24 protein-coding genes and 1 tRNA gene are annotated in these 25,547 nt (G+C 74.9%); 10 read left to right on the top strand and 15 right to left on the bottom strand.

The window, feature by feature from the left end; genetic code table 11:
• Positions 1 to 24: 24 nt before the first annotated feature.
• The 5 genes from EYB28_RS14030 to EYB28_RS14050 all read right to left on the bottom strand — a co-directional run bounded on the left by EYB28_RS14030 (position 25) and on the right by EYB28_RS14050 (position 3,556).
• Positions 25 to 1,344 carry an ISL3 family transposase gene (locus EYB28_RS14030; RefSeq protein ID WP_166849037.1) on the bottom strand — a complete coding sequence of 440 codons (1,320 nt, stop codon included), beginning with the start codon at positions 1,342 to 1,344 and terminating at the stop codon, positions 25 to 27.
• A 319-nt stretch (positions 1,345 to 1,663) separates the two neighbouring features.
• A tRNA-Ala gene (locus EYB28_RS14035) sits at positions 1,664 to 1,736 on the bottom strand.
• A gap of 82 nt (positions 1,737 to 1,818) precedes the next feature.
• Positions 1,819 to 2,511 (bottom strand): histidine phosphatase family protein, encoded by a 693-nt coding sequence (locus tag EYB28_RS14040; protein WP_166849039.1) that lies wholly within the window; start codon positions 2,509 to 2,511, stop codon positions 1,819 to 1,821.
• On the bottom strand, positions 2,508 to 2,954 hold the full coding sequence (rsfS, locus tag EYB28_RS14045; protein WP_166849042.1) for a ribosome silencing factor: 447 nt from the start codon (positions 2,952 to 2,954) through the stop codon (positions 2,508 to 2,510). The genes EYB28_RS14040 and rsfS overlap by 4 nt, the downstream gene beginning before the upstream one ends.
• Positions 2,951 to 3,556, bottom strand: coding sequence for a hypothetical protein (locus tag EYB28_RS14050; RefSeq protein WP_166843768.1), 606 nt, complete (start codon positions 3,554 to 3,556; stop codon positions 2,951 to 2,953). Before EYB28_RS14050 ends, rsfS begins: the two co-directional genes overlap by 4 nt.
• Here EYB28_RS14050 and EYB28_RS20135 point away from each other — a divergent pair.
• Positions 3,543 to 4,052 carry a hypothetical protein gene (locus tag EYB28_RS20135; protein ID WP_205710924.1) on the top strand — a complete coding sequence of 170 codons (510 nt, stop codon included), beginning with the start codon at positions 3,543 to 3,545 and terminating at the stop codon, positions 4,050 to 4,052. The two genes, EYB28_RS14050 and EYB28_RS20135, sit on opposite strands and share 14 nt — an antisense overlap.
• A 111-nt stretch (positions 4,053 to 4,163) precedes the next feature.
• On the opposite strand, the gene nadD is transcribed toward EYB28_RS20135, so the two are convergent.
• From nadD to EYB28_RS14095, 8 genes are all read right to left on the bottom strand, one after another.
• Entirely contained in the window at positions 4,164 to 4,781 is a 618-nt protein-coding gene (gene nadD / locus EYB28_RS14060; RefSeq protein WP_255461527.1) for a nicotinate-nucleotide adenylyltransferase, read from the bottom strand.
• A gap of 19 nt (positions 4,782 to 4,800) precedes the next feature.
• A complete protein-coding gene (locus EYB28_RS14065) occupies positions 4,801 to 4,956 on the bottom strand; it encodes a hypothetical protein (RefSeq protein WP_166849047.1) in 156 nt (51 codons plus the stop codon).
• A gap of 66 nt (positions 4,957 to 5,022) precedes the next feature.
• Positions 5,023 to 6,378, bottom strand: coding sequence for a glutamate-5-semialdehyde dehydrogenase (locus EYB28_RS14070; protein WP_166849049.1), 1,356 nt, complete (start codon positions 6,376 to 6,378; stop codon positions 5,023 to 5,025).
• Between the two features lie 85 nt (positions 6,379 to 6,463).
• Positions 6,464 to 7,585 (bottom strand): glutamate 5-kinase, encoded by a 1,122-nt coding sequence (gene proB, locus EYB28_RS14075; RefSeq protein WP_166849052.1) that lies wholly within the window; start codon positions 7,583 to 7,585, stop codon positions 6,464 to 6,466.
• Between the two features lie 21 nt (positions 7,586 to 7,606).
• Entirely contained in the window at positions 7,607 to 9,124 is a 1,518-nt protein-coding gene (obgE, locus tag EYB28_RS14080; protein ID WP_166849054.1) for a GTPase ObgE, read from the bottom strand.
• 113 nt (positions 9,125 to 9,237) lie between these two features.
• Positions 9,238 to 9,495: a 50S ribosomal protein L27 gene (gene rpmA / locus EYB28_RS14085; RefSeq protein WP_166849057.1), complete on the bottom strand. Its 258-nt coding sequence runs from the start codon at positions 9,493 to 9,495 to the stop codon at positions 9,238 to 9,240.
• Positions 9,496 to 9,566: 71 nt separating this feature from the next.
• Positions 9,567 to 9,875: a 50S ribosomal protein L21 gene (gene rplU / locus EYB28_RS14090; RefSeq protein WP_205711039.1), complete on the bottom strand. Its 309-nt coding sequence runs from the start codon at positions 9,873 to 9,875 to the stop codon at positions 9,567 to 9,569.
• Between the two features lie 204 nt (positions 9,876 to 10,079).
• Positions 10,080 to 10,289 (bottom strand): dodecin family protein, encoded by a 210-nt coding sequence (locus EYB28_RS14095; RefSeq protein ID WP_166849062.1) that lies wholly within the window; start codon positions 10,287 to 10,289, stop codon positions 10,080 to 10,082.
• 97 nt (positions 10,290 to 10,386) lie between these two features.
• On the opposite strand from EYB28_RS14095, the gene EYB28_RS14100 reads away from it, so the two are divergent.
• Together EYB28_RS14100 and EYB28_RS14105 are read left to right on the top strand one after the other, a co-directional pair.
• Positions 10,387 to 11,013 (top strand): protein-L-isoaspartate O-methyltransferase, encoded by a 627-nt coding sequence (locus EYB28_RS14100; protein ID WP_166849064.1) that lies wholly within the window; start codon positions 10,387 to 10,389, stop codon positions 11,011 to 11,013.
• 184 nt (positions 11,014 to 11,197) lie between these two features.
• Positions 11,198 to 12,307: an acyl-CoA desaturase gene (locus tag EYB28_RS14105; RefSeq protein WP_166849067.1), complete on the top strand. Its 1,110-nt coding sequence runs from the start codon at positions 11,198 to 11,200 to the stop codon at positions 12,305 to 12,307.
• On the opposite strand, the gene EYB28_RS14110 is transcribed toward EYB28_RS14105, so the two are convergent.
• On the bottom strand, positions 12,301 to 12,918 hold the full coding sequence (locus EYB28_RS14110; RefSeq protein ID WP_166849070.1) for a thymidine kinase: 618 nt from the start codon (positions 12,916 to 12,918) through the stop codon (positions 12,301 to 12,303). The two genes, EYB28_RS14105 and EYB28_RS14110, sit on opposite strands and share 7 nt — an antisense overlap.
• A gap of 32 nt (positions 12,919 to 12,950) precedes the next feature.
• Between EYB28_RS14110 and EYB28_RS14115 the strand changes: the two genes are divergently transcribed.
• A complete protein-coding gene (locus tag EYB28_RS14115) occupies positions 12,951 to 13,622 on the top strand; it encodes an alpha/beta fold hydrolase (protein ID WP_205710925.1) in 672 nt (223 codons plus the stop codon).
• A 51-nt stretch (positions 13,623 to 13,673) separates the two neighbouring features.
• Here EYB28_RS14115 and EYB28_RS14120 read toward each other — a convergent pair whose 3' ends face one another.
• A complete protein-coding gene (locus EYB28_RS14120; protein ID WP_240930566.1) occupies positions 13,674 to 17,066 on the bottom strand; it encodes an Rne/Rng family ribonuclease in 3,393 nt (1,130 codons plus the stop codon).
• A 582-nt stretch (positions 17,067 to 17,648) separates the two neighbouring features.
• Between EYB28_RS14120 and EYB28_RS14125 the strand changes: the two genes are divergently transcribed.
• The 6 genes from EYB28_RS14125 (at position 17,649) to EYB28_RS14150 (ending at position 25,537) form a co-directional block, all read left to right on the top strand.
• Positions 17,649 to 19,148 carry a cytochrome ubiquinol oxidase subunit I gene (locus EYB28_RS14125; protein ID WP_166849072.1) on the top strand — a complete coding sequence of 500 codons (1,500 nt, stop codon included), beginning with the start codon at positions 17,649 to 17,651 and terminating at the stop codon, positions 19,146 to 19,148.
• A gap of 30 nt (positions 19,149 to 19,178) precedes the next feature.
• Positions 19,179 to 20,228, top strand: coding sequence for a cytochrome d ubiquinol oxidase subunit II (gene cydB / locus EYB28_RS14130; RefSeq protein ID WP_166849074.1), 1,050 nt, complete (start codon positions 19,179 to 19,181; stop codon positions 20,226 to 20,228).
• 1 nt (position 20,229) lies between these two features.
• Positions 20,230 to 21,939 carry a thiol reductant ABC exporter subunit CydD gene (gene cydD, locus EYB28_RS14135; RefSeq protein WP_166849077.1) on the top strand — a complete coding sequence of 570 codons (1,710 nt, stop codon included), beginning with the start codon at positions 20,230 to 20,232 and terminating at the stop codon, positions 21,937 to 21,939.
• Entirely contained in the window at positions 21,932 to 23,686 is a 1,755-nt protein-coding gene (cydC, locus tag EYB28_RS14140; protein ID WP_166849079.1) for a thiol reductant ABC exporter subunit CydC, read from the top strand. Before cydD ends, cydC begins: the two co-directional genes overlap by 8 nt.
• Before the next feature lie 91 nt (positions 23,687 to 23,777).
• The gene (locus EYB28_RS14145; protein WP_166849082.1) at positions 23,778 to 24,701 is read left to right on the top strand and encodes an ABC transporter ATP-binding protein; all 924 of its coding nucleotides are present in this window, start codon (positions 23,778 to 23,780) and stop codon (positions 24,699 to 24,701) included.
• Entirely contained in the window at positions 24,698 to 25,537 is an 840-nt protein-coding gene (locus EYB28_RS14150; protein ID WP_166849085.1) for an ABC transporter permease subunit, read from the top strand. The genes EYB28_RS14145 and EYB28_RS14150 overlap by 4 nt, the downstream gene beginning before the upstream one ends.
• Positions 25,538 to 25,547: the final 10 nt, after the last annotated feature.

The raw sequence follows: 25,547 nt of genomic DNA on the forward strand, positions 1-25,547 counted from the left end.
GGCTCTTCGCCGATCCGGTAGGGATCAGGGTGTGAGTCCTCCGCCGGCGAGCAGCATCCGTAGCCGGTAGTTGTCCCGGTTGCGGTAGCCGCGGGCGAGGCGGCGGGCGAGTTCGATGATGCCGTTCATGGCCTCGGTGCCACCGTTGTTCGCGCGGCCGGTGGTGAAGTAGGCCAGGAACGCGGTGCGCCACTTGCGCAGGGTCCGTCCGAGGCGAGCGACTTCGCCGATGGGGCAGGTGTGGAACGTCGCGAGGACCTTCTCGGCCATCTGGCGGCCCTCGGCCAGGTCTCGGGCCCGGTAGGCGGCTCGTAGCTGCTGGGCGCACTGCCAGGCGACGAACACTTCCTCATGGGCTTCGTCGGCGTTGATCGCCCGGGCCAGGCGGGCCTGCTGCTTGTCGGTGAGGTTCTCGGCGCCGGCGCGCAGGATGGTCTGGATCCCGAATAGGGGGTCGCCCTTACGGCCGCGGTGCCCGGTGGTGTCCTGCTGGACCCGGCGACGCACCTCGTCCACGACGGCCGTACCCAGCTTGACGACGTGGAACGCGTCCAGGACCGCGGTCGCGTCTTCGAGCTGGTCGTCGATGGCGGACTTGTAGCCGCCGAACGGATCCAGGGCCGCGATGCCGATGTTCTTGCGGAAGCCGTCGCCGCGCGCGGTCAGCCAGTCGACGTAGGCCTTCCTCGAGCGGCCCGGCACCAGGTCCAACAGCCGGGCGTGCACGCGGCCGTCGGCGTCGCGGGTGAGGTCGACCATCCCGGTCAGCTCCTTCGGACCGCGTTTCTTCGGGTTGGCGTGGTGCCAGACGTGCTCATCCACGCCGAGGCTCGTCACGCCCGCGAAGCGGGACTCGTCGGCGGCGAGGCGCTCCAGCTCGGGCCGCACCAGACGCCACAGCGCCCACCACGACACGCCCAGTCGGCGGGCCAGACCGGCGATCGTGGCGTGCTCCAGGCGCAACTGCCCGATCGCCCAGGTCAGCGCACGGGCCGTGATCGAGGCTCGCGGCGCCACGAGGGACGGGATCTGCTCGACGAACGTCCCTCGCGGGCACGCCGCCTCCGGACAGCGCCACACGCGTTGCCGCCACACCAGCCGGACCCGGGCATCACCATGCGGGACGTCGTGCAGGACCCGCCGGCGCCGTCCGCGACTCGGGGCCACGACCCCGCAGTCCGGGCAGCCCCGCAGCTGCCACGGCAACGAGACCGTCACCGTCATCAACGTCTCGGCCCGCTCGACCGCCTCGACATGCACCTGCGGCAGACCGAGCAGGACGTCACACCGCGAACACGGGTCAGTAGTGGTGGGCGCGCCAGCGCACCCCGTAGCGTTGGACAACGTCGAGGTCCTCGAAGTCGATCAGTGGTTGGCGCTTCTGATCATCGGGGACCTCGACCCCTACCTCCAGCCCGCTACCCCGCCCGGGCTACTCCCCACCGGATCGGCGAAGAGCCACCCGGCGGCTACGGCACGACTGCTACAGCGGACGAAGGACTGTGGGCCCGAAAGGGCTGGGGGGGACGCTCGTCCTGACCCCACGACACGCCCGAGCCATCCACACGTTCTGGCCGCTAACCCGCACGTCGCCGTCGGTGTGCGCCGATCCGGGCCCGGATACGACGAAAGGCCCCGCCGATGGCGGGACCTTCCTCACGGGTGGAGCTGAGGGGACTCGAACCCCTGACCCCCTGCATGCCATGCAGGTGCGCTACCAGCTGCGCCACAGCCCCGAGAACCTGACGTCCGCCGTGAGGCGATCGTCCTGATTCGGTATGTTCCTCCCGGGTTGTGCCCCGTGGGAACGTCGATATCTTAGGCAGACTTCGGGCCAGGTTCCAAATTCCAGTCCGGACCCGCCTGCCACCGGTCGAGCGGGTACCCCGCCCCCACGTTGTGGGCGACGAGCCGCCACCCGGGCACGACGCCGTCGGCGGATCGGTGCAGGTGGGACCAGTGCACGTTGTGCATCCCGGCGATGCCCCGCCAGCCCGTGGGGTCGAGGCCGAGCAGCGCCGTCACCGCGAGGGAGATCGCCGCCCCGTGGGACACGACGACGAGACACTCGTCACCGTCGAGCTCGCCCGCGTGCTCGGTGATCGCCGCGTGCATGCGGCGCGCCACCTGGGCCTTCGTCTCGGCACCCGCGCCGGCGGGCTCGGCACCCTGCCGCCAGGCCGCGTACTCGTCGGGCCAGCGGGCGGAGATCTCCTCGCCCGTCATGCCCTCCCACTCGCCGAAGGCGCGCTCGCGGAGCCGCTCGTCGGTCCGTACGGCCGGCGACCCCCCGACGGCGCGCACGTACGCGGCGGCGGTGTCGGCAGCCCGGCTGAGGTCCGACGAGACCACGCGGGCCGCCCGGTGCGACGACGCGAGGGCGGCGGCGCCCTCGTCCGCCTGCCACCGGCCGACCTCGTCGAGGGGGATGTCGATCTGCCCCTGCAGCCGCAGGGACGCGTTGTAGGCGGTGCGCGCGTGCCGCACCAGGACGACGGTCCCGGCGGTCACGGGTGCTCGCCGTCGAGCCGGATCGCGCCGTCGCCGGACGCGTCCCCGTACTCGGCCGCCGCCACCGCGGAGTCCTCCCCGCGGGCGTCCGCGGGCAGCTCCACCGGCGGGCAGTCCTTCCAGAGACGCTCGAGGGCGTAGTACACCCGGTCCTCGGCATGCTGGACATGGACGACGACGTCGCCGAAGTCGAGCAGCACCCACCGCGCCTGCGTCTTGCCCTCCCGCCGGACCGCCTTGACGCCGGCGCGGTGCATCGCCTCCTCGACCGCGTCGACGATCGCGGCGACCTGCCGCTCGTTCGTGCCGGACGCGATGAGGAACACGTCCGTGAGGACGAGCTGCTCGCTCACGTCCAGCGCGATGATCTCCTGGGCCTTGCGGTCCGAGGCGGCGCGAGCGGCCAGGACGGCCAGCTCGACGGCACGGGCGCTGGCGGTCATGCAGCTCCTCCGGGGGTGTCGATCGTGAGGGTCGCCGCCGCGGCGGGCGCCGCGTCGGTCGTGAAGTCGGCGTCGTCCGAACCGTCGAGCAGCAGCTTCCACAGCAGCAGCCCGAGCACGAAAGCCACGACGACCAGCACGATGTAGTGCAGCCAGGTGTAGGACGATTCGTGCTCGTCGTCCCAGTCCTCGTCGTCCTCGTCCACCACCGGCGACGACGCGGAGCCGGCTCGCACCGGCTGGTCGGCGCCGACCAGCGCGTCGAACGGCGAGGGGGTGGGGCCGGGCGCCGGCTCGGCGGCCGCGGGGCCCGTGGTGGCGGGCGCGACGGACGCGGGACGGTCGGTGGCCGGACTGGCCCACGGCAGGGGCGGCGCCGACGAGGCGGCCGGCGCCGCGGGAGCGGCCGCGGCGTCCTGCCCGTAGCCGGTGCGCGAGCCTGCCGGCACGGCGGGGGCCACCGTCGTCTCCTCCGCCGCGCCGCCGGCCGGGCCGGCGGGGAAGGACGACGCGGGCCGCGGCGACTCGAAGGGCGAGCGCCGCGCCGGTGTCGCCTCCTCCGTGCCGCCGTGGCGCGACGACACCCGCGTGGGGGCACCCACGGCACCGCCGCCCGCCGGCGCCGCCGACGGCGACACCGTGGGCGGGAGGGACGACGGGGAGGCCGGCGCGGCCGGGGGCCGGCCGGGTGCGGCTGAGCGGGGCGGGCCCGTCGGCGCGGCAGGCGCGGGGCGCGAGGGCGCCTGGCTCCCCGGCCCCGGCACGGTCCCGATCGGTGGCGCGGGAGCGGGTGTGGGCCCGGCCGACGGGCGGACCGCCGTGTGCTCGGCCGAGCGCTGCACCGGCGTGAGCCGTCCGGTCTCGTCGAGGCCTCGCATACCGCCCGAGGCGGACGGCGGGCGGACGACCGGGGCCGAGGTCGGGAACGCCGAGCCCGCCGACGACTGTTCGCGCATCGACCGCCGCGACGGCGGACGGGTGGGCGCCGGCTGCGGCGCCGGGGACACCGGGGCGGGCGCGGGCGCCGGTGCCGGCGAAGGAGCGGGTGCCGGTGCGGCGGCGTGGCCGGCGCCCGGGTACGTGGGCGGCGTGGCGTAGGTGCTCGGGGCGGGGCGCGCGGCCGCCGCCTCAGCGGCGGCCCTCGCGGCAGCGGCCGCCTGCTCGCGCTCGCGGATCTCACGCCGGGTCATCGGGCGGGACGGGTTGTTCTCACTCATCGAGACCTCGATACAGACCGTGCTTGGCGATGTACTGGACCACGCCGTCCGGCACCAGGTACCACACCGGGAGACCGGCTTGCGCCCGTCGGCGGCAGTCGCTGGACGAGATGGCCAGCGCCGGCACCTCGAGCGTCGTGACGCCGTCGGGCGGCAGGCCGTCCACCGTGAGCCGGTGTCCCGGCCGCGTGACAGCCACGAAGTGTGCCATCTCCCACAGGCGCGCGGCATCCTTCCACGTGAGGAGCTGCTCGATCGCGTCCGCGCCGGTGATGAAGTACAGGTCCGCCTCGGGCCGCTGGTCGCTCAGGTCGCGCAGCGTGTCGACGGTGTACGTCAGCCCGGGTCGGTCGATGTCGACCCTGCTGACCGTGAAGCGCGGGTTGGACGCGGTCGCGATGACCGTCATCAGGTAGCGGTCCTCGGCGGGCGACACCTGCTGGTGCTGCTTGAACGTCGGCTTCCCCGTGGGGACGAAGACGACCTCGTCGAGGTCGAGCAGCGACGCGGCCTCCGAGGCGGCGACGAGGTGTCCGTGGTGGATCGGGTCGAACGTCCCGCCCATCACCCCCAGGCGCGGGCGTCGACGACCGGACGGCGAGTGGCTCACGCTTGCCGGGCGGGCGCCGTCAGTGGCGGTTGTGGACGTTGCGGAACGCGTACGTCACGACGAGCGCGGCGACGAGCCCTCCGAACGCGAGCAGACCCAGGACGACCGGCGGGATGCCCTCGACGGCGTTCTCGGCCACGGACTCCTGGGCGACCTGGACGGCGGTGTGCAGCACGGGTTCCTCCTGTGCGTCGTGCCTGACGGTGGTTTCGGTCGGGGGCAAGTCTCTCACGCGCGACGCTCAGGGCCGTACGTGCCCGTCCCCTGTCACCACCCACTTGGTGGTCGTCAGCTCCGCGAGCCCCATGGGCCCCCGGGCATGGAGCTTCTGCGTGGAGATCCCGATCTCGGCGCCGAGCCCGAGCTGCCCGCCGTCGGTGAACCGCGTGGACGCGTTGACCATCACCGCGGCCGAGTCGACCTCGGCGACGAAGCGCTCCGACGCCGTCAGGTCCCGGGTGAGGATCGCCTCGGTGTGCCCCGACGACCAGGTGCGGATGTGCTCGATCGCGTCGTCGAGGGAGTCGACCACCCGGACCGCGAGCTCCGCCGCGAGATACTCGGTGGCCCAGTCCTCGTCGGTGGCGGGGACCACCTCGACGGACTCGGGCGCGAGGGCGACGGTGCGCTCGTCGCCGTGCAGCAGCACGCCCGCCCCGCCCAGGGCGGCGAGCGCGGCCGGCAGGAACGCCTCGGCCGCGTCGGCGTGCACGAGCAGCGTCTCCGCCGCGTTGCAGACCCCCACGCGCTGCGTCTTCGCGTTCATCACGATCTCGACGGCGCCGGGGACGTCGGCGGTGGCGTCCACGTAGACGTGCACGTTCCCGACGCCGGTCTCGATCACGGGCACGGTGGAGGACTCGACGACGGTGCGGATCAGGTCGGCGCCGCCGCGCGGCACCAGCACGTCCACGAGGCCGCGCGCCTGCATGAGCGCCACTCCCCCGGGCCGGCCGTGCGCGTCGATGGTCTGCACGAGGTCGGCGGGCAGGCCGCGGGCCTCGAGCGCGCGACGCAGCACCGCGACGATCGCGGCGTTCGACGACGCGGCCGCGCTGCCGCCGCGCAGGACCACCGCGTTGCCGGACTTCAGGGCGAGACCGGCCGCGTCGACCGTGACGTTGGGCCGGGCCTCGTAGATCATCCCGACCACGCCCATCGGCACCCGCAGCTGGCGCAGGCGCAGGCCGTTGGGCAGCGTCTGCCCGCGCACGACCTCGCCGACCGGGTCGGGCAGCCCCGCCAGCTCGCGCAGCGCGTCGGCGACGGCGGCCACTCGCTCCGGCGTGAGCGCGAGGCGGTCCAGCAGGCCCGGCGACATCCCGTTCACGCGGCCGCGCTCGACGTCGTGCGCGTTCGCCTCGACGACCTCGGCCGTGGCCTCGACGAGCGCGTCGGCGAGCGCGAGCAGCGCGCTGTCCTTCGTCGCCCGGTTCGCCGTCGCCAGAGCCCGCGACGCGACCTTCGCGCGCCGGGCGACGTCGTGGACCGCCGCCGTCACGTCCGGGTCCGCCGCCGCGGCGCCCGGCGTCGACGGAGCCGCCCCGGCGGGCTCGTCGTGGCCGGAGGTCGTGGGGTGCTCGAACGTCGTGGTCATGAGCCGAGACTACGACGTCGCCCGCGGACCGGGACAGACCCCGTCCAGCTGGCGGGACCACCGTGCCGGGTCGGGCGCCGGCGGCTCAGGTGAGGACGAGGTCGTCGCGGTGCACGACCTCACGGTCGTACCCGTGACCCAGCTCGTCGCGCAGGTCCGATGTCGAGCGGCCCAGCAGCGGCGGCAGCTCGCCCGCGTCGAACGCCACGAGTCCCCGCGCGACGACGACGCCGTCCGGGGCCACGAGCTCGACCGGGTCCCCGGCCTCGAACACGCCCTCCACGCGGACCACGCCGGCGGGCAGCAGCGACGCGCGGCCGCCCAGCACGGCCCGCGCCGCGCCGTCGTCCAGGTGCAGCCTGCCCTGCGAGCGGGCGGCGTGGGCGATCCAGAGCCGCCGCGCCGACGTGCGCCGGCCAGTGGCCGCGAAGAACGTGCCGACGTCCTCGCCCGCGAGCGCCGCGCGGGCGTGCGGGGCGCTGGTGAGCACCGCCGGGACACCCGACCCGGTCGCGATGCGGACCGACTCCAGCTTCGTGACCATGCCGCCCGTCCCCACCGCGCTGCCCCGGGCGGTCACCTCGATCCCGGCGACGTCCACCAGGTCCGCGACGTGCGCGACCCGGCGGGCGCCGGGACGCGACGGCGGCGCGTCGTGCAGGCCGTCGACGTCGGTGAGGAGCACGAGGGCGTCGGCGCGCACCAGGTGCGACACGAGCGCCGCCAGCCGGTCGTTGTCGCCGAACTTCAGCTCGTCCGTCGTCACGGCGTCGTTCTCGTTGACGACGGGGACGACGCCGAGCGCGAGCAGCCGCTCCAGGGAACGCTGCGCGTTGCGGTACCGGGCCCGGCGCACCGTGTCCTCGGCGGTGAGCAGCACCTGGCCGACACGCAGCCCGTGTGCCGCGAAGGCCTCCGTGTACCGGGCGACGAGCTGGCTCTGCCCGAGCATCGCCGCCGCCTGCATCGTCGCGAGGTCGCGCGGCCGCGCGGCGAGGCCCAGCGGTCCGATGCCCGCGGCGACGGCGCCGGACGTCACGAGGACGACCTGGCCGCCCGCGCGCACCCGGTCCGCGAGCACGTCGACGAGCGCGCCCAGCGCGCCCAGGTCGAGGTGGCCGTCCGGTCCGGTCAGCGACGACGACCCGATCTTGACGACGACGCGACGCGCGTCGGGGAGGCTGGCGCGGGAGGTGGCGGCGTTCACCCGCCCATCATCCCGCGACGGTCAGTGGTCGTCGGGGTCGGTCCAGTGCCCGGACTCCCGTTCGGTCCACAGCTCGCGCCGGGCCTCCGCCTTGGCGTCCATCCGCTCGGTGAAGTCCCGTCGCTTGTCGGCACGGGTGGGCCGGTGGCTCTCGTCGAGGCGCAGGTCGGTGCCGCGCGCGCCGAGCAGCTCCGCGCCGGTGACGAGCGTGGGCTCCCAGTCGAAGACGACGGCGTCGCGCGGGTCGCCGATGCGCACCTCGTCGCCCGCCACGGCGCCGGCGGCGAACAGCTTCTCCTCGACGCCCAGCTTGGCGAGCCGGTCGGCGAGGAACCCGACGGCCTCGTCGTTGTTGAAGTCGGTCTGCCGCACCCACCGCTCAGGCTTGGCGCCGCGCACCTCGTAGTAGGTGCCGTCGTGGTCCTTCTTCGCGGTGACGGTGAACCCGGCCTCGTCGACGGCCCGGGGGCGCAGCACGACGCGCGCGGGCTCCGGGGCGGGCGCGGCCGCGCGGGCCCGCTCGACCAGCTCGGCGAGCGCGAACGTGAGCTCGCGCAGCCCCTCGTGGCTGGCGGTGGAGATCTCCAGGACGCGCAGCCCGCGCGCCTCCAGGTCGGGCCGCACGAGCTCGGCGAGGTCGCGCGCCTCGGGGACGTCGATCTTGTTGAGCACGACGACGCGCGGCCGCTCGGCGAGCGGGACCCGGCCGCCGGAGATCTCGAGGTCCTGCGCGTAGGCCGACAGCTCGCCCTCGATGACGTCGAGGTCGCTGACCGGGTCGCGGCCGGGCTCGAGGGTGGCGCAGTCGAGCACGTGCACGATGACGGCGGTGCGCTCGATGTGCCGCAGGAACTCCAGGCCGAGCCCGCGTCCCTCGCTCGCGCCGGGGATCAGCCCGGGCACGTCGGCGACGGTGAAGCGCGCCTCGCCGGCCTGCACCACGCCGAGGTTCGGCACGAGGGTCGTGAACGGGTAGTCGGCGATCTTGGGCCGCGCCGCGGAGACGGCGGCGACGAGGGAGGACTTGCCCGCGCTCGGGTACCCGACGAGCGCCACGTCCGCGATGGTCTTGAGCTCGAGGACGACGTCGGCCTGCTCGCCGGGCTCCCCCAGCAGGGCGAAGCCGGGGGCCTTGCGGCGCGGGGACGCGAGCGCGCGGTTGCCGAGGCCGCCGCGCCCACCGTGCGCCACGACGTACTCGGCGCCGTCGCCGACGAGGTCGGCGAGCACCGTGCCGTCGGGATCCTTCACGACGGTGCCGTCGGGCACGCGCAGCACCAGGTCGGCGCCGTTGGCGCCGTCGCGGTCGTCACCCATCCCCTGGGTGCCGTTGGTCGCCCGGCGGTGCGGCGAGTGGTGGTACTCGAGCAGCGTCGTGGTCTGGGCGTCGACGACGAGCCGCACGCTGCCGCCGTCGCCGCCGTTGCCCCCGTCGGGGCCGGCGAGCGGCTTGAACTTCTCGCGGCGGATGGAGGCGACTCCGTGCCCGCCGTCACCGCCCGCGGCGTGCACCACCACGCGATCGACGAAGCTGGCCATGGGGCGATCCTCTCTCAGACGCACCGCGCGGGCAGCCGGTGCTCGGGTACAGCACGAGGGGCGCACCGCAGCGGTGCGCCCCTCGCGGAAGGGTGGTGCCGTCGGACTGCTGCTCAGACCTCGGCGGCGACCACGTCGACGACCTTGCGGCCGCGACGGGTGGCGAAGGCCACCGAGCCGGCGGACAGCGCGAACAGCGTGTCGTCGCCGCCGCGGCCGACGTTGTCGCCGGGGTGGAAGTGCGTGCCGCGCTGGCGGACGAGGATTTCGCCGGCCTTGACGGCCTGGCCGCCGTAGCGCTTCACGCCGAGCGACTTGGCGTTGGAGTCACGACCGTTGCGCGAGGAGCTCGCGCCCTTCTTGTGTGCCATCTGTCAGTCCTGCTTTCTGCGACGAACGAGGAAGGTCTCGCGCGGGCGCCCGGAAGGCTCCCGGCGGGAAGTCACTTGATGCCGGTGACCTTCAGGCGGGTCAGCTGCTGACGGTGACCCTGACGCTTGCGGTAGCCGGTCTTGTTCTTGTACTTGTGGATCGTGATCTTGGGGCCCTTGGCGTCCCGCACGACCTCCGCGGTGACCTTCACCTTCGCGAGCTTCTCGGCGTCGGTGGTCACCTTCTCCCCGTCCACCAGCAGCAGGGCCGGCAGCTCCACGGTCTCGCCGGGCTCGGCCCCGACACGGTCCATGACGACGATGTCCCCGACGGACACCTTCTCCTGACGGCCACCGGCCTTGACGATCGCGTACACCACGTTGCTGCTCATCTCTCCTGGTCTGGGCATGCCGCACGACGTTCGTCACCGACTTGGTCTGCAACTCGCTCCGCCGCGGCGGTCGAGTGCGGTGCGTCCTGGGCACACGGGACAGGCACGCCGAAGACGTGCCGACGTCCAAGACTACGTGAGGACAGCCCCGGGTTCAAACCCTCCGGGCGCGCGCACCGGTGACGCGCCCCACTACTCGTCGAGGACGAACGTCACCTGGAGGTCCACCTGCCAGGCCACGATGGCGCCGTCCGACACCTCGACCTTCTGCTCCTTGACCCAGGCGCCGGAGATGTTGCGGACCGTGCGGCCGGCGCGCTCGAGGCCGACGCGGACCGCGTCTTCGAAGCTCGTGTCCGAACGGGCGGTGATCTCCGTGACGCGAGCGATCGTCCCTGCCATGGCGTCCTCCGATCTCGGGTGCCGGCGCCGGTCGCCGGCGGTCCCTCGATCCTCGCCCCGCCCGGTGCCGCTCGCCAGGAAGGGCGATGATGGGGCCATGACCGGACGGACGGGGCCCGCCGGTCCTCCGGGCGGCGAGGACCGTGCGGACGGCGGCGCGGAGGCCGTGGCCGCGGCGATGCGCGACGTCGACCGGGCCGACTTCCTGCCCCGAGCACGCCGCCCCTGGGCGCACGAGGACCGCCCCCTCGAGTTCGGGCACGGCCAGACCTGCTCCCAGCCCTCGACCGTGGCCGCGATGCTCCGGCTGCTGCGGGTCCGCCCCGGGGACCGGGTGCTCGACGTCGGCGCAGGGTCGGGGTGGACGACGGCGCTCCTCGGGCGCCTGGTCGGCCCGGCCGGTGAGGTGCTCGGGCTCGAGCTGCTGCCGGACGTCGCGGCCTGGGGCGCGGCGAACGTCCGCCGCGCGGGGATGCCGTGGGCCCGGCTGGTCCCCGCCTCGCCCGAGGTGCTCGGGGCGCCGCGGCCGGAGGGGTGGGACCGGGTGCTCGTGTCGGCCGCCGCCGACCGCCTCCCGCAGACCCTGGTGGACCAGGTCGCCCCCGGTGGCCGCATGGTCGTCCCCGTGCGCCACGCGATGACTCTCGTGGAGCGCGCGGAGGACGGCACCGTCCGGCTCTCGGAGCACGGCACGTACTCGTTCGTGCCCCTCGTCGAGGGCTGAGCCGGAGCGCAGCGCAGGCGCGGCCCGAACAGGTCGCACGAGGGCTGACGGCGCCCGCACGGCACGGGGGCTGTCCCCATAGCCGGGGCCTACCTACGCTCCCGTAGGGTCGAGGGATCCGCACGACGAGCACCTGCTCCTCCCGCGGCTGGGAAGCCGGCACCGACCTCTGCGAGGCCTGCGCATGACCGTGACCACCGCCGACGACGTCGACACCAGGACCGCGAGATCGGCACGCCGTCTCGCGGACGCGCCCCACACGAGCTCGTACAGCGCGCTGTCCCGCGAGATCCGTGAGGCGGGACTGCTGCGCCGCGCCTACGGCTACTACCTGGCCACCGCCGTCGGCCTCGCGCTGGCGCTGGGCGGGGCCGTGACGGCGTTCGTGCTGCTCGGCGACTCCTGGTTCCAGCTGATCGTCGCGGGCGCGCTCGGCGTGATCCTCACCCAGCTCGCGTTCCTCGCGCACGAGGCCTCGCACCGGCAGGTGTTCGCCTCCGGACCGGTGAACGACCGGGTCGGCCGGCTGCTGGCGAACGCCGCCGTCGGCATCAGCTACTCGTGGTGGATGTCCAAGCACACCCGGCACCACGCGAACCCCAACCACGTGGGCAAGGACCCTGACGTCGCCAACGACGTCGTCGTGTTCACGCCCGAGGGCGGCCGCGAGCACACCGGGTTCCTCGCCGTGATCACCCGGTACCAGGGATGGCTGTTCTTCCCGCTGCTCACCCTCGAGGGGCTCAACCTGCACGTGACGTCGATCCGGTCGCTGCTGCGCGGCACGCGGGCCGACCGCGCGGTCCGCCGGCGCGAGCTCGCGACGATCGGCGTGCGGCTCGCGGCGTACGTGGGGGTGCTGTTCTGGGCGCTGCCGCCCGGCCTGGCGCTCTCGTTCCTCGGCGTCCAGCTCGCCGTCTTCGGGGTCTACATGGGCGCGTCGTTCGCGCCGAACCACAAGGGCATGGCGATGGTGCCCGAGGGCAGCCGCCTCGACTTCCTGTCGAAGCAGGTGCTGACCTCCCGCAACATCCGCGGCGGGTGGCTCATGAACGTCGCGATGGGCGGGCTCAACCACCAGATCGAGCACCACCTGTTCCCGAGCATGCCCCGCCCGCACCTGGCCCGCGCCCGCCGCATCGTGCGCGAGCACTGCGCGACGCACCGGATGCCGTACACGGAGACGAGCCTGGTGCGGTCCTACGCGATCGTCGTCGCCTACCTGAACCGGGTGGGCCTGGCCGCGCGCGACCCGTTCGACTGCCCGATGCGCCGGACGATGCGCGGCTACTGACCGCGCGCCGCCCGGTGCTCCCGGCACCGGGCCTCGTACGACTCCGCCCCGCCGACGTGGCCGGGCTCCGGTGTCAGCGCGTCCGTCGGGGCGTCGCCTCCGCCGTCGGGCACCCCACCGGGACCTCCGGGACCACCGGCCCGCCGGACGTGGAACGCGGCGTCCCGGCCGCAGACCGCGCACACGGCCGTGAGCTTCGTGACCGACTCGGCGACGGCCATGAGCCCGGGCAACGGCTCGAACGGGCGCCCGTCGTACGTCACCGACAGCCCCGCGACGACGACCACCAGGCCGGCGTCCGCCAGCCCGGTCACCACGGGCACCAGGTCGGGGCCGAAGAACTGCGCCTCGTCGACGGCGACCACGCGCACGCCCTCGCCGACCAGCCCGGGGATCTCCCCCGCCGACGCCACGCCGCGCGACGCCACCTCGAGCCCCGAGTGGGACGCGACGCGCCCGGGGCCGCTGCGGGTGTCGAGCTCGTGCGCGACCACGAGGACGCCGCGGCGCGCGGCCTGCGCCCGGTGCACGCGCCGCACCAGCTCCTCGGTCTTGCCCGCGAACATCGGGCCCGCGATCACCTCGAGGCGCCCCGTGGTCCCGTTCCCCATGCCGTCAGTCAAGCACCCGATACCGTGAGAACGTGACTCGCACCCCACGGACCGTCATGTTCCTGCACGGGCTCGGAGCCCGCCCGTCGTCCTGGGACCACCAGCTCGGTGCGTTGCCAGCCGGGTACACGGGGTTCGCTCCCCCGATCGCGGGCATCGAGGGCGCGGCCCGCCGTCCGTTCACCATCGATGGGGCGGTGCGTGCGCTGGTGGCGGACCTCGACGCCCGTGGGGTGGACCGGGCCCACGTGTGCGGGCTCTCCCTCGGCGCCATGGCGGCGACGCAGCTCGCTCTCAGCCACCCCGACAGGGTCGCCTCGCTCGTGCTCTCCGGCAGCCAGGTGCGGCCCAACCCCGCGCTCATGGCCGTGCAGCGCGCCGTCGTGCGCACGCTGCCGGGGTCGGTTGCCGCGGGCATGGGCCTGACGAAGGCCGACTGGCTCGCCGTCCTGCGCGTCCTGGCCGACGTCGACACCGTGCCCCGGCTCGGCGGGATCGCAGTCCCCACGCTCGTCCTGTGCGGGTCGCGGGACGTCGCGAACCTGCCCGCGGCCCGGCGGCTCGCCGCCGGCGTGCCCGGCGCGGAGCTCAGGATCGTCCGCGGCGTCGGGCACCCGTGGAACGAGCAGCACCCCGAGCTCTTCGCGGCGACGATCGGGGACTTCTACCGTCGGGTCGCGGAGGACGAGCAGCCCTCACGATGACGACGAGGGGGGCGCCCGGCCGTGGCCGGGCGCCCCTCGTCGGTCTCGCCGTCAGTCCCCGGACGGCGCCGGGTGCTCGTCCTCGTCGGCGTGCTCGTGCGCGTGCGCCGCCGCCGCCGCGATCGTCGCGAGCGTCGCCTTGACCGCCTCCCGCGCCTCCGACTTGTCGTCGGGCAGCTTCGGGACGTCGGCGTGCGCCTCGGCCGTCTCCGCGGCCTGCTGCTTGCCGGACCGCTTGCGGCGCGACTTCTTGCCGCCGTCGCCGTCGCCGGACGAGGCCGGCCCACCCTTCTCGTTCGGGTGGTCGTGGACGATGAAGCCGCGTCCCTTGCAGTGCTCGCAGGTGGTGGAGAACGCCTCCACCAGGCCCTGCCCGACACGCTTGCGCGTCATCTGCACCAGACCGAGGGACGTCACCTCCGCCACCTGGTGCTTGGTGCGGTCCCGGCCGAGGCACTCGACCAGGCGGCGCAGCACCAGGTCGCGGTTCGACTCGAGCACCATGTCGATGAAGTCGATGACGATGATGCCGCCGATGTCCCGCAGCCGGAGCTGGCGGACGATCTCCTCGGCCGCCTCGAGGTTGTTGCGGGTGACGGTCTCCTCGAGCGTGCCGCCCGCACCGGTGAACTTGCCGGTGTTGACGTCGATGACCGTCATCGCCTCGGTCCGGTCGATGACGAGCGACCCGCCCGAGGGCAGCCAGACCTTGCGGTCCATGCCCTTGGCCAGCTGCTCGTCCACCCGGTGCACGGCGAAGACGTCGGTGGACTCGGTCCACTTCGAGACCCGCTCGCGCAGGTCGGGGGCGAGCTCCGAGACGTAGGTCGAGATCTCGTCCCACGCCCCGTCACCCTGGACCACCAGCGACGAGAAGTCGTCGTTGAAGATGTCACGGACGACGCGGATGGCCATGTCGGGCTCGCCCTGCAGCAGCGCGGGCGCGCTCGTGGAGGACTTCTCCGCCTTGGCGGTGATGGCCTCCCACTGGCCCTGCAGCCGCTCGACGTCGGCCTTGAGCTCGGCCTCGCTGGCGCCCTCGGCGGCGGTGCGCACGATGACGCCCGCGCCGTCCGGCACGACCTCGCGCAGGATCTTCTTGAGCCGGCTGCGCTCCGTGTCGGGGAGCTTGCGGCTGATGCCGGTCATCCCGCCGCCCGGCACGAAGACGAGGTAGCGGCCGGCCAGCGTGACCTGCGAGGTCAGGCGGGCGCCCTTGTGGCCGATGGGGTCCTTGGTGACCTGCACCAGCACCGAGTCGCCCGACTTGAGGGCCTCCTCGATACGGCGCGGCTGCCCCTCGATCCCGGCGGCGTCCCAGTTGACCTCGCCGGCGTACAGCACGGCGTTGCGGCCCTTGCCGACGTCGACGAACGCGGCCTCCATGCTCGGCAGCACGTTCTGGACGCGGCCCAGGTAGACGTTGCCGACCATGGACGCCTGCGACTGCTGGGAGACGTAGTGCTCGGTGAGCACGTCGTCCTCGAGCACGGCGATCTGGGTGCGGCCGTCCTCCTCGCGCACGACCATCGACCGCTCGACCGACTCGCGGCGCGCGAGGAACTCCGCCTCGGTGATGATCTGCCGGCGCCGCCCGGCGTCGCGACCCTCCCGGCGCCGCTGCTTCTTGGCCTCGAGACGGGTCGAGCCCTTGAGCGCGGTGACCTCGTCCCGGTCACGGCCCCGCGCCTCCGCGCGCTCGGCGCGGTCCGCCCGGGTGCCGCGGCGGCGGCGACGACGGCGACGGCCGGAGGACTGCTCGCCCTCCTCCGCGGCCTCGCCGTCCTCCGACGGCGCGTCGGCGGGCCGGTCCGCACCCTCGGCGGGCTGCTCGGAGTCGGCCTCGCCGACCTGCTCCTCGCCCTCGGCCGTGGTCTCGTCGTCGCGGCGGCCGCCCCGACGGCCGCGACCGCCCCGGCGGCGACGACGGCGCGGGCGGATGTCCTGCTCGTCCCCGTCGTCCTCGAGAAGGTCCTCGGGGCCGAGGTCCACGAGCGCGACGCCCTCGGCGAGCAGCTCGGACTCGATGACGCCGACCTCCTGCACGGCGGCGACGTCGTCCTCGCTGAGATCCACGGCCGGCTCGGCCGGCGCCGCCTGCTCGGTCGACGGCGCCGCGCCCTGCGGGGCCTGCGCCCGCGGCTCGTCGGCAGCGTCCTGCGCCGCGGCGGGCTGCGCCGCCGGGGCCTGGTCGGCCGGCGCCCCCGTGCCCCGGGTGGCGCGCTTGCGCCCCGAGCGGGCGTTCCTGCGCGTCCCCTCGGCCGCCGGCTCCGGGGTGGAGGCCGGCCCGGAGGCGGGTGCCTGGGTGCCCTCGGTGCTCGGCGTGGCCTCGGTGCTCGGCGTGCTCTCGGGGGCGGCCGCCGTCGTCTCGGGGACGGCGTGCGGGTGCGGCGGCCCGGCCGGGGCCTGCGCGCGCCGCGGGCGGCGCGCGGTCGACAGGTCGGGGGCCTGGAACAGCATCGCGGTCGTCGCCAGGCGCGGGGTGGAGGTGCCGCGGCCGCCGGTCTGCGACGACGCGCTCCCCGCGCCCCGCGCACCCCCGGCCGCCGAGCCGCTCTTGCTCGCCGAGGTGCCGGCCTGGCCCTGGCCCGGGGCGTCGGCCACCGTGCCGGCGGTCGCGGCACCGGACGTCGTCTCGGGCGCCGTGGCATCAGCCGTCGTGTCGTCGGACGCCGTGGCGTCGGGCGTCGTCGAGACGTCCTGGGTCGCGGCCTTCGACCCCCGCTTCGCCGTCGTCTTCCTGCCGGTCGTGGCCGCCTTCGTGCGCGCCGAGCCCGAGGACGTGCCCGACGAGGCGGCCGGAGCCTCCTCCGCCCCGGACGCGGCCTTGGTGGAGCGGCGTGCCCTGGTCTTCTTGGCGGGCGCCTCGGCCGCGGCGCCGGGCTCGTCGGACGTCGCCGCGGGCTCGGCGGCCGCGCCGTCCTGCGCGGCCGAGGACCCGGCGGCCCTCTTCGTCGTCTTCCCGGTGGACCTCGTGGCCGACTTCGCGGTGGTCTTCCCGGTGGTCTTCCCCGTGGTCTTCGCCGCGGACTTCTCCGTCGACTTCTCCGTGGACGTCTCGTCCGACGTCTCGTCCGACGTCTCGGTGGTCTTCCCGGCTGCCGACCTCGTGCCGGCCCTGGACCGCGAGCGCGCCGCCCGGGCGGGCTTCTCCGCCTCGGCGGGCTTCTCGGGCGCGGCCTCGGCCGGCCCGGCGGGCAGGACGATGTCGTCCAGGGATCGGGGCGCGTCGACGGCCGAGGCCGGGGACGTCGTGGGACCGCTCGCACGCTCGGGAAGGACGATGTCACCGAGGCCGGCACCCGCGGGAGCGGCCTCGCCGGGCGTCACCGGCGCGGCGGTCGGGCGGGTCGCGCGGCGGCGGCCGGGCTTGCGGCGGGTCGCGGGGTCGCCGGGGCTCTCCGTGGCACGGGTGTCGGCCTCGGTCGGGATGTCGGACGTCACGAAAGGTGCTCCTGCTCCGGCGGCCCCGCCCACACCTGCGGGCCACCGGGTGGTCGCCGTCCGGACGGCGGCGCTGCTCAGCGCACCGGCCGGACGGAAGTCTCGGTCACGGCCACGCGGCACGGGGACGGTCTTCGCGGACGCCGGCGGCAGGTGCTCTCACCCTCTGCCGCGGCACCGCGTGCGGACCGCGCGTGCTGCGAGCTCGTGGCTGCCCAGGGGATGTGGGCCCCGGCAGCTCCGTCCCAGTATCGCATCACCGGGGCCGTGGCGGCGGACCGACGTGCGACCGGCACCCGATCCGGGCCCGACCGCCGAACCAGGGCCGGACGCCGGGGGCGAGACGGGTGCGAGATATGGCACACCACCCGAGGCGCTTCTGCGCTTGACTTGTGAAGATGTTCACGAGCAAGATCGTGAACACTTTCACGAGCGTCTCGGCGCCGGGTCGGCCGCGTGACCTGCGAGGCCGTACCTCCCTCGTCGTGCGCCCGTACGGCTGCCGCCATACCGTCGGACTGACGACACGCGGCGATCAGCATCGCCGAGGCGCCGACAGCGCCCGAGACCCCAGGAGAACCCGTGGACGCCCTCGCACTGGCCCGCTGGCAGTTCGCCATCACGACCGTCTACCACTTCATCTTCGTGCCCCTGACGATCGGGCTCGCGCCTCTCGTGGCCGGGATGCAGACCGCGTGGGTGGTCACCAAGAAGGAGCGGTGGCTGCGACTCACGAAGTTCTTCGGCAAGCTGCTGCTCATCAACTTCGCCCTCGGCGTCGTGACCGGCATCTGGCAGGAGTTCCAGTTCGGCATGGCGTGGAGCGAGTACTCCCGTTTCGTGGGCGACGTGTTCGGCGCCCCGCTCGCGATGGAGGCGCTCGCCGCGTTCTTCGTCGAGTCCGTCTTCCTCGGGGTGTGGATCTTCGGCTGGGACCGCGTGTCCAAGAAGGTCCACCTGGCCGCCATCTGGCTCTTCGCCCTGGCCACCAACCTCTCCGCGTTCTTCATCCTCGCCGCCAACTCCTGGATGCAGCACCCCGTCGGCACCGTCTACAACGAGGAGACCGGCCGGGCGGAGATGGAGTCCATCAGCGCGGTGCTGACCAACAACACGCTCTGGGCCGCCTTCCCGCACACCATCACCGCCGCGTTCCTCACCGCGGGCACCTTCGTGTGCGGGATCGCCACCTGGTGGATGGTGCGGCTGGCCCGGCGCAGGAGGCCCGGTGACGTCGAGACGGCGCGCACCGTGTACCGGCCGGCCGTGCGCCTCGGCGTCGTGGTCATGATCGTCGCCGGGCTCGGCGTCATCTGGTCCGGCGACGTGCAGGGCAAGCTCATGTACGAGCAGCAGCCGGGCAAGATGTCGTCGGCCGAGGCCCTGTGCGAGGGCACCGAGTCGGCCGAGTTCTCCATCCTCGCCGTCGGCCCCCTGTACGCGGGCTGCGAGGACGTGGACCACCTCATCTCCGTCCCGGGCGTCACGAGCTACCTCGGCACCGGACACTTCACCGGCGAGGACTCCTACCTGCCCGGCGTCTACGACGTCCAGGAGCAGTACACGGAGCGCTACGGCGACACGACCGTGACCGGCGAGCCGGTCACCTACACCCCGCCCCTCGCGGTCGCGTACTGGTCGTTCCGGCTCATGATCGGCCTGGCGGCGTTCTCGGTGGCGCTCGCGCTGGCGGCCCTGTGGTTCACCCGCAAGGGTCGGGTGAGCGACAACGTCTGGCTGTCCCGCCTCGGCATCCTCGCCATCCCCATGCCGTTCCTCGCCTGCTCCTTCGGCTGGATCTTCACGGAGGTCGGCCGCCAGCCGTGGGTCGTGGCACCGAACCCGACGGGCATCGACCAGGTGCGCCTGCTCACCGACCGCGGCGTCTCCACCGCGGTCCCGCCGGGCGTGATCCTCACGTCGATGATCGTCCTCACCGTCATCTACGCGGTGCTCGCGGTGGTCTGGTACCGCCTCATGCACCGCTACACCGTCGAGGGCGTCCCCGACTCCGTGCGGGACGAGTCGCCGGAGGCCCAGAGCCCCGACGACACCGACCGCCCCCTGTCCTTCGCGTACTGAGCGCCCGAGAACGAGTCTGGGAGACCCACCGTGGACCTCGCGATCCTGTGGTTCGTCATCATCGCCGTCCTGTGGACCGGCTACCTCGTGCTCGAGGGCTTCGACTTCGGCGTCGGGATGCTGCTGTCCGTGCTGCCGCGCGGCGGCCGCGAGCAGAAGGAGACCGAGCGCCGCGTCCTCGTCAACACCATCGGCCCCGTCTGGGACGGCAACGAGGTGTGGCTGCTCACCGCCGGCGGCGCCACCTTCGCGGCCTTCCCGGAGTGGTACGCCACCATGTTCTCCGGCTTCTACCTGCCGCTGCTCATCATCCTCGTCGGGCTCATCGCCCGCGGCGTCGCGTTCGAGTACCGGGGCAAGATCGCCGACGCGACGTGGGCGCGGCGCTGCGACCTCGCCATCCAGGCCGGGTCCTGGATCCCCGCCGTCATGTGGGGCGTCGCCTTCGGCAACCTCGTGCGCGGCCTGCTGCTCGACGCCGACCACCAGTACGTCGGCGGGTTCTGGGCCCTGCTCAACCCATTCGCGCTCCTGGGCGGCCTCACCACGCTGGTCCTCTTCGCCCTGCACGGCGCGATCTTCGTCTCGCTCAAGACGGACGGGGACATCCGCACCCGGGCGCAGCGCCTGGCCGCGACGCTCGCCGTCGTCGCGCTCGTGGTCGCCGGCGGCTGGGCCGTGTGGGCGCAGCTGGCGTACTCGGTCGCGTGGACGTGGGTCCCGGTCGCCGTGGCCGCCCTCGCCCTCGTGGGCGTCGTGGTCACCACGCGCGCCCGGCGCGAGGGGGCGGCGTTCACCCTGTCGGCGGTGACCATCGCCTCGGCCGTGGTGCTGATCTTCGGCTCCATGTACCCCGACGTCGTCCCGGCGACGGGCGGCGGCGAGGCGCTCACCGTCGCCGAGGCGTCCTCCACCCCGTACACGCTCACGGTGATGTCCTGGGTGGCCGTCGTGCTGACCCCCGTCGTCATCCTCTACCAGGGGTGGACGTACTGGGTGTTCCGGCGCCGCCTGTCCACCCGCGACATCCCCGCGCCGGCCGGGCTGAGCTGGCAGAAGATCAAGGACGCGGCGTTCTGACGTGAGACCGCTCGACCCCCGGCTGCTCCGCCAGGTCCGCGCCGCCCGCGCCTACGTCGTCCTCACCGCCGCGCTCGGCGTGGCCGCCGCCGGCCTCGTCGTCGTCCAGGCCCTCGCGATCGCGCACGTGCTCGGACCCGTCGTGCTCGCGGTGAGCCCCGGCGGCGACGGCACGGTCGACCAGGCCGCGACCACCCGGTGGCTCGCGACGCTCGCCGGGGCCGCCGCCGGACGTGCCGTCGTCGCGTGGGCGCAGGAACGGTACGGCCGCCGCGCGGCCACCGCCGTCGTCGCGGACCTGCGCGCCCAGGTCGTCGCCCACGCCGTCGAGCTCGGACCGCGCCCGCCCGCGGGCGCCGCGCCGTCGGACGTCGCCACCCTGGCCACCCGCGGCCTGGCCGACCTCGAGCCGTACCTCGTGCGCTTCCTGCCCCAGCTGCTCCTCACCGCGATCGTCACGCCCGCCACCGTGCTCGTGGTCCTGGGGCTCGACTGGGTCTCCGCGCTCATCGCCGCCGTGACCCTGCCGCTGGTGCCGTTCTTCATGTGGCTCGTCGGCACCATGACGGCCGGGACGTCGGAGCGGCGGCTCACCACGGTCGAGCGGCTCGGGTCGCAGGTGCTCGACCTGGTCGCCGGGCTGCCGACCCTGCGGGCCTTCGGGCGCGAGGTCGGGCCGGGCGCGCGCGTACGCGCCCTCGGCGAGTCCGCCCGGCGCGCCACCACCGGCACCCTGCGCGTCGCGTTCCTCTCCGGGGCGGTGCTCGAGCTGCTCACCACGCTGTGCGTCGCCATCATCGCCGTCGGGATCGGGCTGCGGCTCGTGCACGGCGATGTCGACCTCGTCCCGTCGATCGCCGTGCTCGTGCTCGCGCCCGAGATCTTCCTGCCCCTGCGGCGCGTCGGCGCGGAGTTCCACGCGTCGACCGACGGGCTCGCCGCCACCCGTCGCGCCTTCGCCGTCCTCGACCTCCCCGCGACCCCCGCCGGCCCCGGGACCGCGCCCGCCGCCGTCGGGGGGACGCTCGTCCTCGACGAGGTCACCGTCCACGCTCCCGACCGGCACGTGGACGCCCCCGCCGGGCTGTCGGCACGGATCCCGCTCGGCACCGGCGAGCCCGGCGGCGGACGCGTCGTCGCGCTGCGCGGACCGAGCGGGGCGGGCAAGTCCACCCTGGTGCTGCTCCTGCTCGGCCTGCTGCGCCCGGACGCCGGCCGGATCCGGCTCCACGCGGCCGACGGCACGACGGTCGACCTCGCCGACGCCCCCTGGTGGGACCAGGTCGCCTGGGTGCCCCAGCGGCCCGCCGTCGGGCCCGGCACGGTACGCGACGTCGTCACGGACGGGCGGCGGGTCCCGGACGCCGCGCTCGACGACGCCGCCCGCACCACCGGGCTCGACGCCGTCCTCGCCGGCCTGCCGGACGGGTGGGACACCCCCGTCGGCCTCGGCGGCGCCGGCCTGAGCGTCGGGCAGCGCCAGCGCGTCGCCCTCACGCGGGCGCTCGCGGGCGCCGCCGACCGGCCCGTCGTGATCCTGGACGAGCCCACCGCGCACCTCGACGCCCGCGGCGAGCGGACCGTGCTGGACACCGTGCGGGCGTGGCGGGACGCCGGGCGGACCGTGGTCGTCGTGGCCCACCGGGCCTCCCTGCTGGCACTGGCCGACCAGGTCGTCGACGTCGAGGCGCGGGAGGTGGCCCGTGCCTGAGACCCTCCGCGGCCTCGCGGAGCGCGACCCTCTGCTGCGCGTGCTGCCGCTGCTGGAGATCCGGTGGGCCCGCGTGGCCCGCGCCGTCGCGCTCGGCACCCTCACGCTCGTGTGCGCGATCGGGCTCGCCGCGGCCGCGGCCTGGCTCGTGGCGCGGGCGTCGCAGATGCCGCCCGTGCTGGTGCTGTCCGTCGCCACGGTCGGCGTGCGGGCCTTCGGGACCGGGCGCGCGTTCTTCCGCTACCTGGAGCGCCTCGCCTCGCACGACGTGGCGCTGCGCGGCATGGCGGCGCTGCGCGCGAACCTCTACGACCGCCTCGCCCGCGGCGGGGCCGACGTCGTCGCGCTGCGGCGCGGCGACCTGCTCGCCCGCGTGGGCGGGGACGTCGACGACGTCGGCGACGTCGTCGTGCGCGCCGTCGTCCCGGCGTCCGTCGCCGCGGTGGCCGGCGTCGGGTCGGTCGTCCTCGTCGGCGCGTTCCTGCCCCTGGCCGGGCTCGTGCTGCTCGCCTGCCTGCTGCTCACCGGCGTGCTCTCGCCGTGGCTCGCGTCGCGGGCCTCGCGGTCCGTCGAGGTGCGGGGCGCGGCGGCCCGTGGCGAGGTCTCCGCCCGCACGCTGGAGCTGCTCGAGGACGGCCAGCAGCTCCGGGTGGCCGGGCGGCTCGCCGACCGCACGGCGGCGCTGCGCGCCGCCGACCGCAGGCTCGCCGCGGCCACGGACGACGGCGCACGGGTCTCCGGCGTCTCCGCGGCGATCGAGGCCGGCGCCCAGACGCTCGCGGTCCTCGGCTGCCTGCTCGTCGGGATCCCGGCCGCGCTGGCCGGCGACCTGGCCGCGACCGAGCTCGCCGTGGTCGTCCTCACGCCCCTCGCCGTGTTCGAGGTGACGACCGCCCTGCCCGCGGCCGCGGTGCAGCTGCGCCGCTCGCGAGAGGCCGCCCGCAGGCTCCTCGCGCTGCTGCCCCAGGCCGCGGCCCCTGCGCCTGTCCCCGAGCCCGCTCCGGCCGGCACGCTGCTCGCGCTCGACGACGTGGCCGCAGGCTGGGCGCCCGGGGCGCCGGTCGTCCGTGGGGTGGACCTCACGGTCCGGCCCGGCGCGGTCGTGGCGCTCGCCGGCCCCTCCGGGGTGGGCAAGACGACGCTGCTGCTCGCCGCCGCCGGCCTCCTGCCGCCGACGCACGGCCGGGTGCGGGGCGGCGGGCTGTTCGTCGCCGAGGACGGCCACGTCTTCGGCACCACGGTGCTGGAGAACCTGCGCGTGGCCCGGCCCGACGTGACCGAGGACGACGCCCGCGACGCCCTGGACGCCGTGGGCCTCGCGGCGTGGCTGGCGGCGCTGCCCGCCGGGCTCGACACCCCCCTCGGCACCGGCGGCACCGACGTCTCCGGCGGCGAGCGACGGCGCCTGCTCGTCGCGCGGGCCCTCCTGGCGCCGCACCGGGTGCTGCTCGTCGACGAGCCCGCCGAGCACCTCGACGCCGCCACCGCCGACGCCCTCGTGGCCGCCCTGGCCGCGCACGCCCGCGCGACCGGCCGCGCCGTCGTCGTCGCCTCCCACCGGCTCGGCCCCCTCGGCCTCGCCGACGAGGTGCTGCTGCTCGACGCCGGCCCCGACGGCGCCGCGCGCGTCGTGGCCCGCGGCCCGCACACCGCGCTGCTCCGCGCCGACGCCGGCTACGCGTGGGCCGCCGAGCAGGAACGCAGCGGCCCGAGCCCCGCGGCCGTCCCACCCCGACCACGACCCTGACCCTCCGCGGCCGCGCTCCAGGCGAGCTCAGGGTCCGAACCGGGGGGATGCCCGAGGCCGGGGCGCGCCCGCGCCGCCTAGCGTCACGAGCATGATCACGATCGACGCACTCACCAAGCGCTACGGCGACTTCGCAGCCGTCGACGACGTCTCGTTCACCGCCCGTCCCGGGCGCGTCACCGGCTTCCTCGGCCCCAACGGGGCCGGCAAGTCCACCACCCTGCGGGTCCTGACCGGGCTCGCCACCCCGACGTCCGGCACCGCCACGGTGCTCGGCCACCGCTTCGCCGACCTGCCCGACCCCGGCCACGAGGTCGGCGTCCTCCTCGACGCGTCCGCCCAGCACGGCGGTCGCACCGGCCGCGAGACCCTCGTCCTCGCCCAGCGCACCATGGGGCTGCCCCCGACCCGCGTCGACGACATGCTCGACCTGGTCGGCCTCACCCGGGCCGAGGCGGCCCGCCGGGTCCGCGACTACTCCCTCGGCATGCGCCAGCGGCTCGGCATCGCGACCGCCCTGCTCGGCGACCCGCAGGTCCTCGTCCTCGACGAGCCGGCCAACGGGCTCGACCCCGCCGGCATCCGCTGGATGCGCGACCTCCTGCGCACCTTCGCCGACGACGGCGGCACCGTCCTGCTCTCCAGCCACCTGCTCGCCGAGATCGAAGCGATCGCGGACGACATCGTCGTGATCGGAGGCGGGCGCATCGTCGCCTCCGGCGCCAGCGAGGAGCTGCTCTCCGGCACGGGCACCCTCGTGCGGGCCGACGACGCCGCGGTGCTCGCCGCCGCGCTCACCGACGCCGGGCACCAGGCCACCCGCACCGACGACGTCGTGCTCACCGACGCCGCCCTCACCGACGCGGGGCACGTCGCCTTCCGCGCCGGGATCCCCGTGACCGAGCTCCGCGCCGCCGACGGCGCCGGCCTGGAGGAGATGTTCCTCGAGCTCACCGCCACGACCCAGCGTGACGCCACCGGCGCCGCGCCCGCCCCGACGGGAGCAGCAGCATGACCTCCACGACGACCTCGCCGGCGACGGCGTCCCCCACATCCGGCACGTCTGATGTGGCCCGGCGCCGGGTCCCCGGCCCTGTGCCGTTCGGCCGCCTCGTCGGCGTCGAGGTGCGCAAGACGGGCGACACCCGCTCCAGCCGCTGGATCCTGCTCGCCCTCGGCCTGCTCGCGGCGGGCGCGTGCGCCGTCGTCCTCGGCTTCATGCCCTCCGAGACGTGGACCTACGGCACCTTCCTCGACCAGATCAGCTATCCGCTGGCGCTCGGGATCCCCATGCTCGCCGTCCTGTCGGTGGCCGGCGAGTGGGGCCAGCGCAGCGCCCTGACGACGTTCACGCTGGTCCCCCGGCGCGGCCGGGTCGTCGCTGCCAAGGCCGCGGTCGCCGCCGGGTACGTCGTCGTGACGATGGCGCTCGCGTTCGGGCTGGCCGCGCTGTGCACGCTCGTCGCAGGCGCCGCGGCGGGCGACGACGCGGCCTCGGTCCTGTGGGACGTGCCGGTCGGCCAGCAGCTGCGCCTCGTGCTCTTCATGGCGGTCGCCATGGCGGTCGGGTTCACGCTCGCCGTCGTGCTGCGCCACACCGCCGCCGCGATGGTCGGCTACCTGCTCATCGCGCTGGTGCTGCCCAACCTGTCCAGCCTGCTGGCCTCCGTCCAGGACTGGTACCGCGACGCGGCGCCCTGGGTGGAGATCACCTCCGCGCAGTACAACCTCCTCGGGCCCGACGCACCGACCGGCGAGCAGTGGGCCCAGCTCGGCACCACGGTCCTGCTGTGGATCGTGCTGCCCCTGACCCTGGGCGTACGCCGGCTGCTGCGCGTCGAGATCCGCTGACGGGCAACCG

Origin of the sequence: Isoptericola sp. BMS4 (genome assembly GCF_011634835.1) — a bacterium.
Taxonomy (GTDB): Bacteria; Actinomycetota; Actinomycetes; order Actinomycetales; family Cellulomonadaceae; genus Isoptericola.